Source organism: Burkholderia sp. LS-044, assembly GCF_004803625.1.
Classification (GTDB): domain Bacteria; phylum Pseudomonadota; class Gammaproteobacteria; order Burkholderiales; family Burkholderiaceae; genus Burkholderia; species Burkholderia cepacia.
In genome coordinates, this window is sequence record NZ_SSWO01000014.1 from 116,837 (window position 1) to 133,443 (window position 16,607).

The window sequence follows — 16,607 nt, forward strand, 5'->3', positions numbered from 1 at the left end:
CGCATCGCGGACGCAAGGCGAACCGTGCGATCGCTTCACGCGCGCTTGCGCATCGCATGCGTGACCCGCGCGTTCGCCTCGAATTTCGCGCGATGCGTCGAGAAGAACGTCCGCACGTTGCGGACGTTCGATGCGCCGGTGAACAGCCGGCGCGCGAATTCGTCGTATTCGGCGACGTCGGCCAGATCGGCCACCACGACGAAATCAGGCCCCGGCGACACGCGGTAGCACTGCGTGACAGCCGGCTCCGCGCATACGTACGCTTCGAACGCGTCGTAGTCTTCCGCCGTCTGCCGGTCGAGACTGATCTCGATCAGCGCGGTGACGGCCGTGCCGATCGCCACCGGGTCGAGCACCGCGACCTGCCGGCGGATCACGCCCGCCTCCGTCAGCCGCCGCACGCGGCGCATGCAGGTGGGCGGCGACGACAGCGCGCGCTCGGCGAGTTGCAGGTTCGACACCGACGCGTCGTCCTGCAGGATCGCGAGAATGCGCAGGTCAAGATCGTCGAGGGTGATGCCGGCCATCGGCGGCTCCTTGCGGTCAGGATGTGAAATTTAATTTCAACATGATAGACGATCAACCATCCATTTCATTTGTTCTTGTATTTTGAAATTTAATTCCATCAAACGGCTTCTACCATCGCTCTCACTGATCCAGACAGGACATTTACGGAGCGCGATATGTGTGGAATTGTCGGGGCGGTCGCCCAGCGGGACATCCTGCCGAACCTGGTCGACGGCCTGAAGCGGCTCGAATACCGCGGTTACGATTCATGCGGCGTGGTGGTCTACCGCGACCGGGCGCTGGCGCGCGCCCGCAGCGTCGACCGCGTCGCGAACCTGCAGCGCGAGATCGCCGGGCAAGCGCTGTCGGGCTACACCGGCATCGCGCACACGCGCTGGGCCACGCATGGCGCGCCCGTCACGCTCAACGCGCATCCTCACTTTTCGCCGAGCGACGCGAACGCGCGCATCGCGCTGTCGCATAACGGGATCATCGAGAACTGCGATCAACTGCGCGCCGAACTGCAGGCGCAAGGCTACGTGTTCGCGAGCCAGACCGACAGCGAGGCGATCGCGCACCTGGTCGACCACCTGTATGACGGCGATCTGTTCGATGCGGTACGGCGCGCGGTCGCGCGACTGCGCGGCAGCTATGCGATCGCGGTGATGTGCCGCGACGAGCCGCACCGGATCGTCGGCGCGCGCGACGGGATGCCGCTCGTCGTCGGCGTCGGTGAAGGCGAGAATTTTCTGGCGTCCGACGCGATTGCGCTGTCGGGGATCACCGATCGGATCGCGTACCTCGAGAACGGCGACGTTGCCGATATCCAGCTGCATCGCTACTGGATCGTCGATGCCGCCGGCCAGCGCGTCGAGCGCGCGGTGCAGCGGGTCGCCGCGCATAGCGGCGCGGCCGATCTCGGGTCGTATCGCTACTACATGCAGAAGGAGATCTTCGAGCAGCCGCAGGCGGTGGCCGATACGTTGCTCGATGTGTCTTCGATCATGCCGGAGCTGTTCGGCGATGGTGCGTGGCGGGTTTTCAACGACGTCGATTCGGTGTTGTTGCTCGCATGCGGCGGGAGTTATCACGCGGCGCTCACGGCGAAGTATTGGATCGAGAGCATCGCGAAGCTGCCGGCCAGCGTGGAAATTGCGAGCGAGTTTCGTTATCGCGACAGTGTGCCGAACCCGCGCACGCTCGTCGTCGCGGTGTCGCAAAGCGGCGAGACGGCCGACGTGCTCGGCGCCGTGCATGTCGCGAAGCAAAGCGGGATGATGCATACGCTCGCGATCTGCAACGTTGCGACGAGCGCGTTGATGCGGGAATGCGCGCTGCAGTTCGTCACGCGCGCGGGGGTCGAGATCGGGGTGGCTTCGACGAAGGCTTTTACGACGCAGCTCGTCGCGCTGTTTCTGCTCACGCTATCGCTTGCGCAAATGCGTGGGCGGTTGAGCGACGACGCGGAGAAGGAACATCTGCGGGCGCTGCGGCATCTGCCTGATGCAATGTCGAAAGTGCTCGCGCTGGAACCGCAGATCATGGCGTGGTCGGAACTACTCGCGAGGCGCGACAACATGCTGTTTCTCGGGCGCGGGATGCATTATCCGATCGCGCTCGAGGGTGCGCTGAAGATGAAGGAGATTTCTTATATTCATGCGGAGGCTTATCCGGCCGGGGAGCTGAAGCATGGGCCGCTGGCGCTCGTCAGCAACGAGATGCCGGTGATTGCGGTGGCGCCGAATGACATGCTGCTCGAGAAACTCCGGTCGAACATGCATGAGGTCAGTGCGCGAAACGGCCGTCTTTTTGTGTTCGCTGATGTGGACTGCGGGTTGGTGCCGGGCGACGGGATCGAGGTCATTCGGCTCAACGAATACTACGGGCCGCTTTCGCCGATTCTGCATACGGTGCCGATGCAACTGCTGGCGTATCACGCTGCGTTGGCGCGGGGGACGGATATCGACAAGCCGCGGAATCTGGCGAAGTCGGTGACGGTGGAGTGAGGTGAGCCGAGTGTGCTGAGATGCATTAATTTCAGTTACAGACACCCGATTCAGGTTTGGTTACGAGGGTCTTTTGTGCCGCCGCGCCAAGCCGTTGTCGACACGCGAGCGTCCTTGCCGGCGCTCGCTTCTACCGACGAAATAACCGTCCACGGTCTCATCCGGACGACGGCAATGTGCCTGCTCAGGCACTGCCCACTTAATGTCGAGCTTCTGAACTCATATCACGGCGGGGGCACTCGAGAGGTCATCGCGTCGCGGGTCTTGAAGCGGAAAGTGCTTTTGCAGCAGTACTGTGACTTGCTCGATACCGTGCAGCACACCGGACCGATAATCGCCTTGCTGGAAATGAGCTTCCATGGCCTGGCAAATCGCCTCCCATTCGCGGCTGTCCACCCTGGCGTGTATGCCCCGGTCGACGACAATTTCGACGTCCCGGTCCGCAAGAAGCAGATAGATGAGAATGCCGTTGTTGTGCTCGGTGTCCCAGACCCTCAGGTCCGAGAAAACCTCGATGGCACGGTCCCTCGCAGAGATGCCTCTCAGCACGGCTCCGATGTGCAGCGCCCCCTCTACAGCAAACCTGACTTGACCGACATGCGCGCGATGACTTGCACGGACAGCCTCTTCGATCGAGATTAGCGTCTGACGAGGAAATGCCTTGTCGACCCGCCAGTGGGTCGCGAAAAGATGCCGGAACAGACGTTTCAGGTCCATGCTCACCACCGTCCCGATGCGCCGCCGCCGCCGAAGCCCCCACCGCCTCCGCGAAAGATGTCGCGATTCGAATCACGACCGAAACGCCCACCGCTGCCGCCGATGAAGCGCCCGCCAGCGGCTCTCGTACCGCCACCCAGCAGCGTGAAGAGCAGCGCCATCAAGCCCGCCGCGATGGCGACAAGAAGCGCCTGCGACAAAATCCATGCGAGTACCCCAACGACGCCGCCTGTCACGACGGCGCCTGGCAGTCGGCCAAACATGGCGCGCAGCAGCCCGCCTGCCATGACCGTCAGGAGGAAGAGGACGGGAAGCAACCGCCCGGCGCCGTCGCCTGACAGAGGTCGCGGCTGCGGCGGAGATAACGGTTCGCCGCTGGTTACGCGCATGATGGCGTCGAGGCCAGCCGTGATGCCACCATAGAAGTCCCCGTTTCGGAAACGCGGAACTATCGCCTCGTTGATGATGCGACTGCTCGTCGCATCGGTGAGCACGCCTTCGAGGCCGTATCCGACCTCGATTCGAAGCGCTCGGTCGTTCTTGGCGACAATCAGCAGCACACCGTCGTCGATGTTCTTGCGCCCAAGCTTCCATTGCTCGACGACTCGCATCGAATACTGTTCGATGGTTTCGGGCTCCGTGGTCGAAACGATGAGAACAGAAATCTGCGTTCCCCGTTTCGCCTCGAACGCTCTCAACATCGTCTCGAGGCTGACCAACTGGTCACCGGTCAGCGTTCCAGTCACATCGGTGACTCTCGATGTGAGCGGCGGGATAACGGCGTCCGCGCGGGCGCACGATCCTCCCAAGACGAAGAGGGCCAAGGCGAAGGCCATCGCCAGTCGGAACATGTTCAATTGGAGGCCTTGCCCGCAGATGCCGGCGTCGAGCCGAAGTCGACCCGAGGCGGTTTCGAAATCTCGGCTTCGTTGCTCACCGAGAAGTTGGGGCGCTCCAGATAGCCAAATGCCTTCGCAGTCAAATTTTCCGGGAACGAACGTATCGTCGTGTTGTACGCCTGGACGGACCGAATGTATCGGTTTCGGGCTACAGCAATGCGATTTTCCGTACCCTCGAGCTGCGCCTGCAGATCCCGGAAGTTCGCGTCCGACTTCAATTGCGGATAGTTCTCCGATACCACGAGCAGACGCGACAGAGACGACGTGAGCTGCCCCTGCGCCGCTTCAAACTTTGCAAACGCCTGCGGGTCGGCAATGATTTCCGGCGTGGCGCGAATCGAGCCGACTTGGGCACGGGCCTCCGTCACGCTTACGAGCACTTCCTTTTCCTGATTCGCATACCCCTTCACCGTGCTGACGAGATTGGGAACCAGGTCAGCACGCCGTTGATATTGATTTAGAACTTCCGACCAACTGGCCTTCACCTGCTCGTCTTCGCTCTGGATGGCGTTATAGCCACACCCTGAGAGCGACAGCACGCTCAGCGCCAACGCGCCCGTCAGAAGTGCACGGGCCAAACGGCGCCGTGCGGAGATTGCTGCTGAGTTTGTCAACATGCACGCGCCTCTGTCCGATATTCCCCGGCATTGCGCCGCTCACCGGTGCACTGCCTATCGTAAGTAGCCGGACGGTCGCAGGGTTGACGCACGTCAACGCTGCACTGTCGAGCGTGCCGGGAACGATGTACCACCTCGGTCGCGTGTCGGCTCCGGGGGCTTGCTACGTATGAACAATTCGGCACGTGGTTCGTTGAGCCACATCAAGCCATCGAAGGGGCGTCAGCATAGAGTGGTTTCAGGGCTCGACCGGCTCTCGAGAACCATGCTCATGGAGAACAAGATGGCATTCCCGCGAAAACTCGCAATCGCAATTACGGCGCTCGGCATGGCCAGTGCCGTTGCAATCGCCGGTACGCCGGCGGCCGGCGACAGTGCAGCTCACGACGCCCATCATCCGAATAAGGCGGCAGCAAAAGCGCCGGGCAAGTCAAACCGCGAGGCGAACGACCAAATGCAGGCGATGCGCGCCATGCACGAAAAGATGATGAATGCGAAGACGCCTGAAGAGCGCGCTGCCCTGATGGACGAGCAAATGAAAGTCATGCAAAACGGCATGGGCATGATGGAAATGATGGGCGCTCACTCGTCCGGTATGCCGATGTCGTCGCGGCAGGGCAGTATGGAAATGCGCATGGACATGATGCAAATGATGATGCAGGCAATGATGGACCGTCAGGCTGCTCGGGAGCATCCGGCGGAGAAGTGACGATACGAAACAGGAGGCAGCCATGGATGACAGCCCGCATGCTGGTCGGTCGTTCTGGAAATCGCGGTCGGCCATCGCGCTCGCAGGCTTCGCTGCAATCGCACTCTTCCTGTTACTCACGGAACATCGCGCCCATTTCCTTGGCGTGTTGCCCTATTTGCTGTTGCTCTCGTGCCCGCTGATGCATCTGTTTATGCACCATGGGCACGGGCATCATGGGACAAAATCGACCGATGGGCGCCCCGATTCGGGAGACAGTCATGACCAGCATCGGTGACGGTTACGGGCTGTGGAGCCTCGTTGCTATCAATTCTCTCGTCTTCATCATCTTCGCGTTCAGCTTCTTCAAGCCGGCAACAAAGCGGGACTGGAGAACGTTCGGTGGATTCTCCGCTTTCATCGTCGCGCTATTCGCGGAGATGTACGGGTTTCCGCTCACCATCTATTTGCTGTCGGGTTGGTTGCAGACGCGCTTTCCACAGGCCAATTTGCTGTCGCACGACGCTGGACACCTCTGGTGGACCCTGACCGGCAGACACGGCGACCCGCATGGCGGACTTCCGCATCTCCTCAGTTTCTTCCTGATATTGGGCGGCTTCTACTTGTTGTCCACCGCATGGCACGTACTGTATGAAGCTCAGCGTAACAACGAGTTGGCCACCACCGGGCCCTACTCGAAGATCCGACATCCCCAGTACGTCGGATTCGTCGTCATCATGCTGGGCTTCCTGCTCCAATGGCCCACGCTCGTGACCTTGGCCATGTTTCCTGTTCTGGTTTTCATGTACGTTCGACTAGCCAGACAAGAGGAGCGCGATTCGGAGGCACGGTTCGGCACTGCGTGGCGTGAATACGCGGCACACACGCCGCGCTTCGTGCCGAACTTGTTCGGAAAACGCCCGGCTCAAGTACATTGATTTCAGACGGCTCTCCGCAGCTGGCGCTGCCGCCGAACTCAATCGCACTCTTCCGGGATGAGGAGGCTGGCATGAAGCCCTTCAAGACTGGCGTGACGCTCTCGGCCACGGTTGTGCTCTTCTATGTCCTATGCACGCTCGTATGGATGGCACTTCCCGAACCGTTCATGAACTTCATGAACGCACTTTTTCACGGACTCGATTTCCGGCGTCTCCAGACGGGCGAGCCATTGTCCTGGTGGTTTGTTGTCTACCCGGCCTTTGTGTTCGCGGTCTGGTTCTTTGCAGCCGGCGTCTTCTTCGCGTGGTTACACAACCGCTTGAGTGAACCCAATTGACGCAATTCCGTACACCTACCCATCTCCCTGCAACGGAAAAGCATGGAATGAACGTTGCTCCGCGCTATCGCTCAACACATCGAAGCGTCGTCGCCGGCGTGCCCCGATTTGACAATAGGGCCTCACCGTTCGCGGCACCGCCGTTACGTCAATATCGAACGCGCGGGGCAACGGCCCCCAGCGGAAGTGGAACGGGTACTCAAAGGAGCATCAAATGAGCGGCCAATCCGGCGAAGACAAGCTGTATCACCCACGGATTTCCGAGCACGGGGCATCGGGCGAATCTCACGCTCGTGAGACGGACAAGCATGCCCATTCCACCGAGCATAGGCGCGACGCGCATACTCATCACCATCAGGTTCAGGTAGAACACGTTCATCGCGCAGATTCACTTCGCGACCCGGTCTGTGGAATGACGGTGACCGATGCGTCACGCTTCCGCTGCGAACACCATGCCAAGTGGTACACGTTCTGCAGCGAGGCTTGCCTGGAGAAATTCCAGGCTGCGCCGTCCAAGTACGCCGAGCCCTCGACCATTGAGCAACCGCAAGCAGTTCCCGGGGGCACCCTCTACACGTGCCCGATGCACCCGGAAATTCGCCAGGACCATCCCGGGCAATGTCCGAAGTGCGGCATGACACTGGAACCGATTCTGCCCAGCGTTGACGAAGGCGAAAATCCCGAATTGGTCGATTTCCGACGTCGATTCTGGTGGACGCTGCCACTGACCATCGTAGTGTTCGTCCTGGCGATGTTCGGCCATCGTTTCGAATTGATGGATGTTCGCAGCGAGAGCTGGGTCGAATTCATTCTGTCGACACCGGTCGTCTTGTGGGCAGGCCTACCGTTTTTCGCGCGATGCGCGCGTTCGTTCATGAACCGCAGCCCCAACATGTGGACCCTCATCGGGCTCGGAACAGGTGCGGCGTATATCTACAGTGTCATCGCCACCATCTTCCCCGGCGTGTTTCCTGAAACGTACAGCATGCACGGCCGAGTCAGCGTGTATTTTGAAGCTGCGGCAGTCATCATTTCGCTGACGCTACTCGGACAATTGCTCGAACTTAAGGCCCGCTCGCAAACGTCCGCAGCCATCAAGGCGCTGCTAGGGCTCGCACCCAAGACGGCGCGCCGCATTAACCCGAACGGCTCAGAGGAAGACATTCCGTTGTCCCACGTGCATGTGGGCGACCAGCTTCGGGTGCGGCCAGGCGAGAAAGTCCCTGTGGATGGTGTCGTGACTGACGGCACGAGTTCGTTGGACGAGTCCATGATTACAGGCGAGCCCATTCCGGTCACGAAGCGTGTCGGCGACCACGTCATTGGCGCGACGATGAACGCAACGGGCAGTCTGGTCATTCGCTCGGAGAAGGTCGGCTCGCAGACTGTGCTCTCGCAAATCGTGCAGATGGTCGCGCAGGCTCAGCGGTCTCGCGCGCCCATGCAGCGGATGGCGGATAAGGTTGCGGGAGTATTCGTCGTCGGGGTCGTCAGCGTCGCGTTTCTGACATTCCTCCTGTGGGGCATATTCGGGCCGGAGCCCAGCTGGGTGTTTGGCCTTATCAACGCTGTCGCAGTGCTCATCATCGCGTGTCCATGCGCGTTGGGGCTCGCGACGCCGATGTCCATCATGGTGGCGAGCGGCAAAGGTGCTACCACGGGGGTTCTCTTTCGGGACGCCGCTGCCATCGAGAATTTTCGAAAGGTCGATGTCCTGATTGTGGACAAGACCGGGACGCTGACCGAAGGGCGTCCTGCGTTCGAGCGGGCTGTCGGAACGAACGGACACTCGGCCGATGAAGTGCTTCACCTGGCCGCCAGTCTCGACCAAGGCAGCGAACATCCGCTCGCGGCTGCAATCGTCTCCGCGGCACGCGAGAAAGGGGTGCAGCTGGACCGAGCGGAAAAATTCGAATCCGTGACGGGCATCGGCGTGCGCGGGCTGGTCGCCGGTCGACGGCTGGCGTTGGGCAATACCGCGCTCATGCAGACTGACCGGGTGTCCGTCGAGTCGCTAGCGAAGGAAGCAGACCGTATGCGAGCGCAAGGTGCGAGCGTCATGTACCTGTCAGTCGATGGCCGTTTGGCCGGTTTGCTTGCGGTTGCCGACCCAATCAAGACCACCACGCCGGAGGCGCTTGCGACGTTGAAGGAGAACGGCATCCGAGTCGTTATGGCGACCGGCGATGGGGTGGTAACGGCCAAGGCCGTTGCCGAGAGACTCGGTATCGACGAATATCACGGCGAGGTCAAGCCGGCCGACAAGCTCGACTTGGTGACGAAGCTCCAGCAGGCCCGGCATGTTGTGGCGATGGCTGGCGACGGCATCAACGACGCCCCGGCGCTCGCGAAAGCCGATGTCGGCGTCGCCATGGGAACAGGCACGGACGTGGCGATGAGCAGCGCGCAAGTGACGCTCGTCAAAGGCGACTTGCGCGGCATCGCACGAGCGCGAGAGCTGTCCGAGGCAACTGTCGCGAACATGAAGCAAAACCTCGGCTTCGCGTTCGTGTACAACGCGCTTGGGGTTCCGTTGGCGGCCGGGGTACTTTACCCGTTCACAGGATTGCTGCTCTCGCCGATGATCGCGGCGCTTGCGATGAGTTTGAGTTCCGCGTCTGTCATCTCGAACGCGCTGAGGTTGCGTAACGCCAAAGTTTGAGCAGCGATACCGCATGCGAGCCTTTCGGACTGTTTCCTCGATGAAACCTTGCCACCGCTCGCTTTGTGAATCTCGTACGGACCGAAGATAGATGTCAGGGGTGTTGGAATTAAACAGCGTCTCTATGGCCTCGACCAGGCAGATCGCCAGCAGTCTCTCCGGAGAATCCGCAGCCGGACCCTAAAGCAAACCTCCTCTACACGACGGTCGATTCCACGATGGCGCATCACCATACGCGATTGAAGCACCACCGGCCCTTGCAAGCAGTTTCTCATCCGGTTCTCCCGCACCTCGGGAGGCGCGCCGGTTTGAACGACACCGAACCGGAACAGCAGGTCGGGTAGCGCTCGCTACAGCACTGACCGCTGCCACTTGTCCTTAAAATTGACGAATTCCTTTTTTCTCACACTCCACTCGCCCGCGTCGTTCTTCATGGTGATTCGGAATATCGCCAACATCCCGACGGTTTGACGAATGATGAAAACCACCTCTCCGTCGGCGGATTCCACGCCGTCTTCAATGTCAGTTTCAGGGTTGTATGTCGGCGGATCCGAGCAACCCAAGTCAATCAGACGACCTTGGTTTGTCTTATCCTGCAATGTCCATCTCTCGAAAATTCCCGAAAGCGCCTTCCGAGCACACTCGTCAACTTCCGATACGTCGAGCCCGCCCTCCAAGGCATTGCGCTTCTGCTTATAAAAATCCTTTTCCCAATGATTCATTTCCGACATGAATGATCTCAATGCCGTTCGCGCCCGCACAAAATCATCATCCGTCATCTTCAATCTCTCATGATTGAGAATATCGCCCACAACCAACCAGGGAGCCGGCAGCAGGCCCGTCGATATCTTACCGTGCAAGGTCGGCGGGCCTTTGAGTCGGTCGCATGCTTGCGGAATGGGACGCGCGCAACGAGCAGCAGGCGGCTCGACTTCGCTCCGCACAAGTCTCTCGGAAATGTTCAATGAATTGGCACTGGCCGCGCGGCGATCAACGGGCGGCCGTGGGAAAAAATACCGGTGACGTCCAATGTGCACGCGACGCAGAGCGCTTTCATTTGGCACCAACATCAGCCGAACGGCGACAACGACCATGCATCGCCTGACAGCCACCCTCCGCTCAATTCCCGGAGGCAGCCGAACCAGCCCGAACGAAATGATGCTCCATCCTCGTGCGCAGCACGCCATCGAGCGCGGCAAGTCGATCGCGCAGCCGAACCGCTTGCCCTTCCGTCATTTCCCCGAGAACGATCTTCTGCTCGAGAACGTCGCCACAGCGGGCGATGGCCCACCGGTCGACCGTGGCGGTTTCGCCTTCGAGTACGGCAGCCGCTGTCGACACGATGCCCGGATTCAATCCCGAAACGAGATGAACCGTATGCGTGAGCGTGAAACCGGGAAGGAGGTGCGACCAGTCTTCACAGACGGTCTGGCGGGAAGCAGCGGTATCCTGGCGCATGATTGCTCCGGTTGAGTGGTTATCGAACCGGTGCCAGCCATGCTGCTCCCGTTTCGTTGCCGTAAATCGGCCGCATCGCCTCAAGGGCGTCCACCTTGCCCGGGAGGGCAGGTTGGCGTCGGATAACCCGACTCTGGATGCTTGATTTCTCTCGTTCGACATTCCGAACGATGGTTCATTATATCGAAAAGCACGCGTAGCGCAAGAAGTGTCGGGAGAGCGGCACTTTAGCCGGACGACCTCACCGATCCAGCCCTTGTAAGCGACTCGACAGGAAGAGCTGTGTCAGTCCTCCTCACCGCCCTCCAACCACCCCGAAACCTACGCCCTCACGCGATATACCTGTTCTTGATCCGGATATCCCGCCCCTGGAACGGCCCCGTATCGTGCTCATGCAGATGCACGACCACCTGCTTCGGATCGAACAGCCTCGACACTTCGCGGAAATCCTGATTCACGCGCTTCATACCCTCGACCATCTCGCCATGCAGCGCCGCATCGTCGAGCGGCATCGGCGCACTGCCCAACGCCCGTTCGAGATGGAGGTGCAGGAAACTCGTCAACTGCGCATCCTCGGTCGTCGCGAGCTGGAACGTGCTGATCGCGTCATGCAGCACCGGCGAAGCGGACAGAACCTGCTCGATGTCGGACGGGAACACTTTCGCGCCATAGAACGGCACGCTCGAATCGTTGCGGCCGTACACGAACAGGAACGGGAAATGGCTGGTCCGCGCGGCAAAATCCTGCAGGCGCATGCCATGCGCCGACAGGCGCCTGTTCAGCTCGCGGAATCGATACGTCCCACCCGAATCGCGAATGTTGTACCGGATCTTCGGCGCCGCGCCCGACTGCCGCCCGATGGTCACCAGCAGTTCGCCATCGTCATTCGTTTCGATCACATAATCGAGCGCGTTGTACTGGAAAATCATCGGCGGCGTATCGCGGCCGAACAGCTCGCGGCACAGCTCGGGCCGCGTGAGCAACGCACGCCGCAGGCCGATCGTCGTCGGCGTCTCGACGCCGATGTTGATCTCGAGGTCCGACGCGCCATACGACGAGATCACCGTGCTCGCCTTGCGCAGCAGATGGTCGCGCAACGCTTCCGACAACCCTTCCCCGCCGACGATGAAATCGATGTGGTACGCGCTCAGGTCGAGATCGCATTCGTCGACCACCGAACGGATGAACGGCGGGTAGCCGAATATCAGGTACTGGTATTTCGGCCCGAACAGCTTCAGCGTGTTGATCAGCTTGGCCTTGTCCGGGCCGATCGACTTCATGATGCCGACGTCGACGAGCGACATCGACACGTTCATGCCGGTCGCCCACGGCCCGAGCGCAAAGCAGTTCAGCAGCATCTTGCCGGAGTCGCGGAACACCAGCTGATAGTTCAGTTGCAGGATGCGCTTGACGTCGCTGCGTTCGGCCGCGCTGCGCACCCAGTTGTTCGGCTGCCCCGTCGACCCCGACGATTCGTCGATGACGACACCCGACTTCGGAATGGCGCCACCGTAGCAGCGCTGCTCGATCGAATAGCGCTTGATGTAATTCTCCTTGGTCATGGCGGGCAGGTCCGCCAGCCGCCATTTGCCGCCGGCCTTGTAGCCTTCGGCCTTCAGGAACTCGATGTAGGCCGGGCACGACGTGCTCGCCTTGAGGAACGCGACGCGGGCGCGCATGCGGCCGACATAAGCCAGATACGGCTGAAAAATCGGCGCGTTGAGGAACACATAGAGACGTCCGTCGACGCTGATCACGCGGCGAAGGAACCAGAGCGTCCAGAGAACGGCTTCGAGAAAGAGGCGAATGAGCGTGTTCATGCGGATTGCGGCGAATGGGATGGAACCGGCGCATCGACGAGGATGTCGGCAAGCGCCCTGCGCTGGCTTTGCGGCGGCGTACGCGAGTAGCCGACCTTGAACACGAGCCATGCGCGGTCGACCCCGGCATGCGTGCTGAACCACGCGGCGGCGTCGGGGTTCGTGACCAGGTTGCCGTACGGATGCAGGTACAGGCTGAGGCTCGTCAGCGCCAGCCAGAAGCGCAGCAGGAAGCGGCCCGACTCGATCGCCTTCTCCGGATTGAAGAAATCGCCGCTCAACACGCCGATCACCGGCACATGGCCGAGCTGCGACCGGTACCGGCGCTTGAAATAGAAGCGCGTCGGCTTGAACATCAGGATCTTCGACAGACGCGCGGACATCCAGAACTCGGCGCGCGACAGGTTCATGCAGCGCCAGTCGAGACCGTCGCGATGTCGGGCAGTCGAGCGTTCCGTGAACCGGAACCAGGCCGTGATTTCATCGTGGTAGTCCGCGACGTTCATGTCATGAAACACGGCGTCGATGTTCGCCGCGATGATCGGCTCGATCAGTTCCGCACCCGACAGATGCGTATATCGATGCCCCCATTCGTCGGCCAGCGCCGCCAGTTGCGTGACGGCGGCATCCGGCACCGGTGTCGGGTCCATCGAAATGCGCGACGTGCGGCGCGCCAGCATCAGCGCAGACGGATCGTCGCGCGGCGCATCCGCGTTGGTGTTGGCGACAAGCCGCAGCGCAGCGAACGGAATCAGCCCCGGCGGCGTCGGCCGGGACAGGATCGCCGCGAATTCCTGCACCGGGCGATGCAGTTGCCATTCGACGCGCAAGCCATGCGGTGCCGCGAGCAGATCGATCGCGTCGATGAACATGCCCATCGCGGACAACAGGAACGCGCCGGTCGTGTCTTCTTTCGGCAGCGTGCGCGTGCCGTCGATGAACAGCTCGGCGCAATCGTCCGAGATCAGTTGCACCCGCCACGGCTGAACGTTGTGCGGCGACGGTGCGTGTCGGGCCACGGACAGGATCGTGTGCCAGACAGTAAAGGTTTCAGCGGGAATCCCCGGCATTTCTCGTGGCTTCCTTGTTGTTGTGCGGCTGATTGCCGTTGTGGCGCGAGAACCGGCCCCTCTCAAGACCGGGTGAAGCTGTGCGCATCTTACATGAGGGCCGAGGCAGCCTCACGGATGCCCGGACGGCAGATCGGCTGCGACACAACCGTCCGCGCCCCGTAGCATCGTCCGCCTTCACATGCGGAGCTTCGTGGCCGGTCGAAGCCCCGTTCGAGAACCCCGCTACTTCGACAAGTGCAGCTTCTTCGACACGACGATGCCGCTCGACTCACTCACCAGCGAGATGTCATGGATATCCATGTGTAGCGTGGAGATCCTCGTCGTGATGTCGGTCGGCTCGTCGATACTCGGATCGACATGCTCGGTTTGTTCCGTCAGGTAAGGCCGAACCAGCCGCCCGGAGAAAACGAGTGCGAATTCGCCGCTCGCTCGTGCGTGCTCGGCGGGCGATAGCCGCATGCGGCTACGAATCGCGGTCTTTTTTCCTTGGCCGGAATCGAGTTCGATGATGTCGACGTGCTGGATGTACCCTTTCGCCTTCGCTTCCGGTGCAATCACGAGCCCGCGCCCTCGCGGCCCCGTCGTGACTTTTCTGAGCAGGATGCCCGTCCGGTCGTTGCGCTCTGCGTCGAACAGGTCGACGTCCAGCGTCAACAGGTGCCGGCGTGACGAGTACCTCAGCCCGTACCGCACCGGTACTACGAACGTCACGTCACGATCCAGATCGACGGACGCCAGGTCGGGATTCGGGCCACGCCGGTCGACCGCGCTGGACACCAGGCCGCGAACCCGGTCGCGCAACGAAGGTGAGAGGGTAGTGATGTGCAGCTTCTTCAGTGCGTCCCGGATTGCAACCGGGTCGTCGCCGGCAATCGGTCGTGCCGGCGACGTGTCGGGATGGACAGCCGACGCGACGCGCGCCGTGCCGTCCGCAGCCTCCGCCGCTGCATGCGCCGCGACCGGCGCCAGCATCATCGTCAGGGCGACGATGCACGCGTAGTTCGAGCGACCCAATGTGGATTTCCGGTAAAACACGACGAACTCCTGAGTTTCTTGCAGATCGATCAACGACGTGCACTATAGGGTGGAATGATCGGCAACGCACCCGCCGTTTGATATTCACGGACGGCCGGCGCGCCCATCATAGGTTCGTCGTCGGCACGGCGGCAGGCCAACGGACACACTACCGTGTTGCCCGGGCGGCAACAACCGGTGGGAAACGCGCAGCGCCCCCCGTCAGGAATCCGCACACTCATCCCCGCCCGTCCTCGCGCCGATACTCCGCCGGCGCCTTCCCCACCAGCTTCCGGAAGTCGCGCGTGAAGTGCGCCTGATCGAAATACCCCAACGCCTGGGCCAGCTCCGCGAGATCGACCGCCTCGCCGCCCGCGAGCTTGTCCGCGGCTTCGTGCAGGCGATAACGACAGATCACCCATTTGGGCGTCACCCCGACATGGCTGGAAAAGAGCTGCTGCAACGTGCGTTCGCTCAACCCCGCACGCTCGGCCAGGTCGCGCACCTGCGTAAGCCCGATGTCCTGCTGCAGCATCTGCAAGATGGCATGAATACGCTCGACCTGCGGATCGGGCGGCGGCAGCACCCGCAACAGCAGCGCCTCGGCCGCCGCCACCATCCCGGCATCGTCCCCGGCGCCGAGCACGGCCGCTTCGGCTTCCGCATCGCCGCAGCCGAACAGCGTCGACACCGGCAGCACCTTGTCGGTCGTCAGATGCACCGGTTTGCCGAAAAACGCCCGGAACGCGCCCGGCCGGAACCGCAAGCCGATCACCCTGCCGGCGCCCGCGAGCGTCGTCTCGAACGCCCCCGACACCACACCGAAGATCCCCGTCTGCCGCCGGTCGAACACCACATTCACGCACGGATACGGCAGTGTGCGCTGCACGTAAGGCGGCTGGCCGCGCAGATCCCATTCGACGATCCAGTGGTGATCCAGCACGCCGGCCAGTTCGGCTCGCGGGTGATAACGATTGAGACGGAAGCGCTGATTGATCGCCTTCGGGCCGACCACGCCCTTGGGCGTGTCGGTCACGTTACGCAGGTCGGCCATGGTCGGGAACCGGTGAGGTGAAGGCGCAATGATGCACCGCCGCAGCGGGTTTTTCCAAGACGAGGGGGCGCAACCGTCCTACATTCGAACCCCTGCCGACGAACGCACCCACCGGAGCCCGCCATGCCGCAAGACCGTCACCTGACCCTGTTCCACTCTCCGCGCAGCCGCTCGGCCGGCGTGCGGATGCTGCTCGAGGAACTGAGCGCCGACCATGAACTGCACGCGTTCGATCTCTCCACCGGAAAACACCGCGACGCCGAATACCTGCGCATCAATCCGCTGGGCAAGGTTCCCGCGCTGCGTCACGGCGACGTGATCGTCACCGAGCAGGCGGCCGTCTACCTGTATGCGGCGGAACTGTATCCGGAAGCCGGCCTGTCGCCGGCGCCGGGCGATTCGCTGCGCGGCCCCTATCTGCGCTGGATGACGTTCTACGGTTCGTGTTTCGAGCCGGCCCTCGTCGACCGATCGATGAATCGCCCGCCCGCGGCCTACTCGACGTCGCCCTATGGCGACTTCGATACCGTCGTCGACACGATCGATGCGCAACTGGCGCAGGGGCCTTACCTGCTGGGCGAGCGCTTTACCGCGGTCGACGTGCTGTGGGGCTCGGCGCTGAACTGGACCACGATGTTCAAGCTGGTGCCCGAGACGCCGCGCATTCGCGCCTACATCGATCGCGTGCTTGCGCGCCCGGCCATCCAGCGCGCGCAGGCGGCAGATGCCGCGCTGGCGGCGGAACAGGACAAGGCCAAAGAGGCGGCGGCCGCAGCAGAGTAGTCCATTGGCGGGCCGACCTTGGCCCCGGATCCG

At 61.8% G+C, this 16,607-nt stretch carries 17 protein-coding genes and 1 riboswitch; of the genes, 7 read left to right on the top strand and 10 right to left on the bottom strand.

All coding sequences use genetic code 11. The features are described 5' to 3' along the window. Positions 1-35 precede the first annotated feature (35 nt). Positions 36-527: an Lrp/AsnC family transcriptional regulator gene (locus E9536_RS29885; protein ID WP_021160045.1), complete on the bottom strand. Its 492-nt coding sequence runs from the start codon at positions 525-527 to the stop codon at positions 36-38. Positions 528-683: 156 nt separating this feature from the next. Between E9536_RS29885 and glmS the strand changes: the two genes are divergently transcribed. Further along, positions 684-2,513, top strand: coding sequence for a glutamine--fructose-6-phosphate transaminase (isomerizing) (gene glmS, locus E9536_RS29890; protein WP_059692786.1), 1,830 nt, complete (start codon positions 684-686; stop codon positions 2,511-2,513). A 219-nt stretch (positions 2,514-2,732) separates the two neighbouring features. On the opposite strand, the gene E9536_RS29895 is transcribed toward glmS, so the two are convergent. Genes E9536_RS29895 through E9536_RS29905 form a run of 3 tightly spaced genes read right to left on the bottom strand, consistent with a single transcriptional unit; the run spans position 2,733 to position 4,746 of the window. Continuing rightward, positions 2,733-3,230 (bottom strand): TPM domain-containing protein, encoded by a 498-nt coding sequence (locus E9536_RS29895; RefSeq protein WP_059692785.1) that lies wholly within the window; start codon positions 3,228-3,230, stop codon positions 2,733-2,735. 2 nt (positions 3,231-3,232) lie between these two features. Continuing rightward, entirely contained in the window at positions 3,233-4,081 is an 849-nt protein-coding gene (locus tag E9536_RS29900; RefSeq protein ID WP_247873534.1) for a TPM domain-containing protein, read from the bottom strand. A gap of 2 nt (positions 4,082-4,083) precedes the next feature. Continuing rightward, the gene (locus E9536_RS29905; RefSeq protein WP_226113416.1) at positions 4,084-4,746 is read right to left on the bottom strand and encodes a LemA family protein; all 663 of its coding nucleotides are present in this window, start codon (positions 4,744-4,746) and stop codon (positions 4,084-4,086) included. Between the two features lie 271 nt (positions 4,747-5,017). On the opposite strand from E9536_RS29905, the gene E9536_RS29910 reads away from it, so the two are divergent. The 5 genes from E9536_RS29910 (at position 5,018) to E9536_RS29930 (ending at position 9,372) form a co-directional block, all read left to right on the top strand. Then, entirely contained in the window at positions 5,018-5,455 is a 438-nt protein-coding gene (locus E9536_RS29910) for a hypothetical protein (protein ID WP_230942681.1), read from the top strand. Between the two features lie 22 nt (positions 5,456-5,477). Continuing rightward, complete coding sequence (locus tag E9536_RS29915) at positions 5,478-5,732, top strand: DUF2933 domain-containing protein (RefSeq protein ID WP_081066035.1); 255 nt, start codon at positions 5,478-5,480, stop codon at positions 5,730-5,732. Beyond that, positions 5,716-6,372, top strand: coding sequence for an isoprenylcysteine carboxylmethyltransferase family protein (locus E9536_RS29920; RefSeq protein WP_136471763.1), 657 nt, complete (start codon positions 5,716-5,718; stop codon positions 6,370-6,372). Before E9536_RS29915 ends, E9536_RS29920 begins: the two co-directional genes overlap by 17 nt. Positions 6,373-6,443: 71 nt before the next feature. Next, positions 6,444-6,710, top strand: a complete 267-nt coding sequence (locus E9536_RS29925; RefSeq protein ID WP_060171563.1) for a DUF5676 family membrane protein — start codon at positions 6,444-6,446, stop codon at positions 6,708-6,710. A 214-nt stretch (positions 6,711-6,924) separates the two neighbouring features. Next, entirely contained in the window at positions 6,925-9,372 is a 2,448-nt protein-coding gene (locus tag E9536_RS29930; protein ID WP_282186928.1) for a heavy metal translocating P-type ATPase, read from the top strand. Positions 9,373-9,722: 350 nt separating this feature from the next. Here the strand turns inward: E9536_RS29930 and E9536_RS29935 are convergent, their stop codons facing one another. The 6 genes from E9536_RS29935 to E9536_RS29960 all read right to left on the bottom strand — a co-directional run bounded on the left by E9536_RS29935 (position 9,723) and on the right by E9536_RS29960 (position 15,791). After that, positions 9,723-10,466 (bottom strand): NTF2 fold immunity protein, encoded by a 744-nt coding sequence (locus E9536_RS29935; RefSeq protein WP_168799590.1) that lies wholly within the window; start codon positions 10,464-10,466, stop codon positions 9,723-9,725. Positions 10,467-10,491: 25 nt separating this feature from the next. Continuing rightward, positions 10,492-10,830 (bottom strand): hypothetical protein, encoded by a 339-nt coding sequence (locus E9536_RS41625; RefSeq protein WP_148668956.1) that lies wholly within the window; start codon positions 10,828-10,830, stop codon positions 10,492-10,494. 42 nt (positions 10,831-10,872) lie between these two features. Beyond that, a riboswitch (SAM-I-IV-variant riboswitch) is annotated at positions 10,873-10,976 on the bottom strand. 183 nt (positions 10,977-11,159) lie between these two features. Next, positions 11,160-12,650 carry a hypothetical protein gene (locus E9536_RS42225; protein WP_060085700.1) on the bottom strand — a complete coding sequence of 497 codons (1,491 nt, stop codon included), beginning with the start codon at positions 12,648-12,650 and terminating at the stop codon, positions 11,160-11,162. Beyond that, positions 12,647-13,669 carry a hypothetical protein gene (locus E9536_RS29950; RefSeq protein ID WP_168799591.1) on the bottom strand — a complete coding sequence of 341 codons (1,023 nt, stop codon included), beginning with the start codon at positions 13,667-13,669 and terminating at the stop codon, positions 12,647-12,649. Before E9536_RS29950 ends, E9536_RS42225 begins: the two co-directional genes overlap by 4 nt. Before the next feature lie 276 nt (positions 13,670-13,945). After that, complete coding sequence (locus tag E9536_RS29955) at positions 13,946-14,791, bottom strand: hypothetical protein (RefSeq protein WP_348772191.1); 846 nt, start codon at positions 14,789-14,791, stop codon at positions 13,946-13,948. A gap of 184 nt (positions 14,792-14,975) precedes the next feature. Next, complete coding sequence (locus E9536_RS29960; RefSeq protein ID WP_059692772.1) at positions 14,976-15,791, bottom strand: helix-turn-helix domain-containing protein; 816 nt, start codon at positions 15,789-15,791, stop codon at positions 14,976-14,978. 123 nt (positions 15,792-15,914) lie between these two features. Here E9536_RS29960 and E9536_RS29965 point away from each other — a divergent pair, with 123 nt between their 5' ends. Then, complete coding sequence (locus E9536_RS29965; protein ID WP_136471769.1) at positions 15,915-16,574, top strand: glutathione S-transferase family protein; 660 nt, start codon at positions 15,915-15,917, stop codon at positions 16,572-16,574. Positions 16,575-16,607 lie beyond the last annotated feature (33 nt).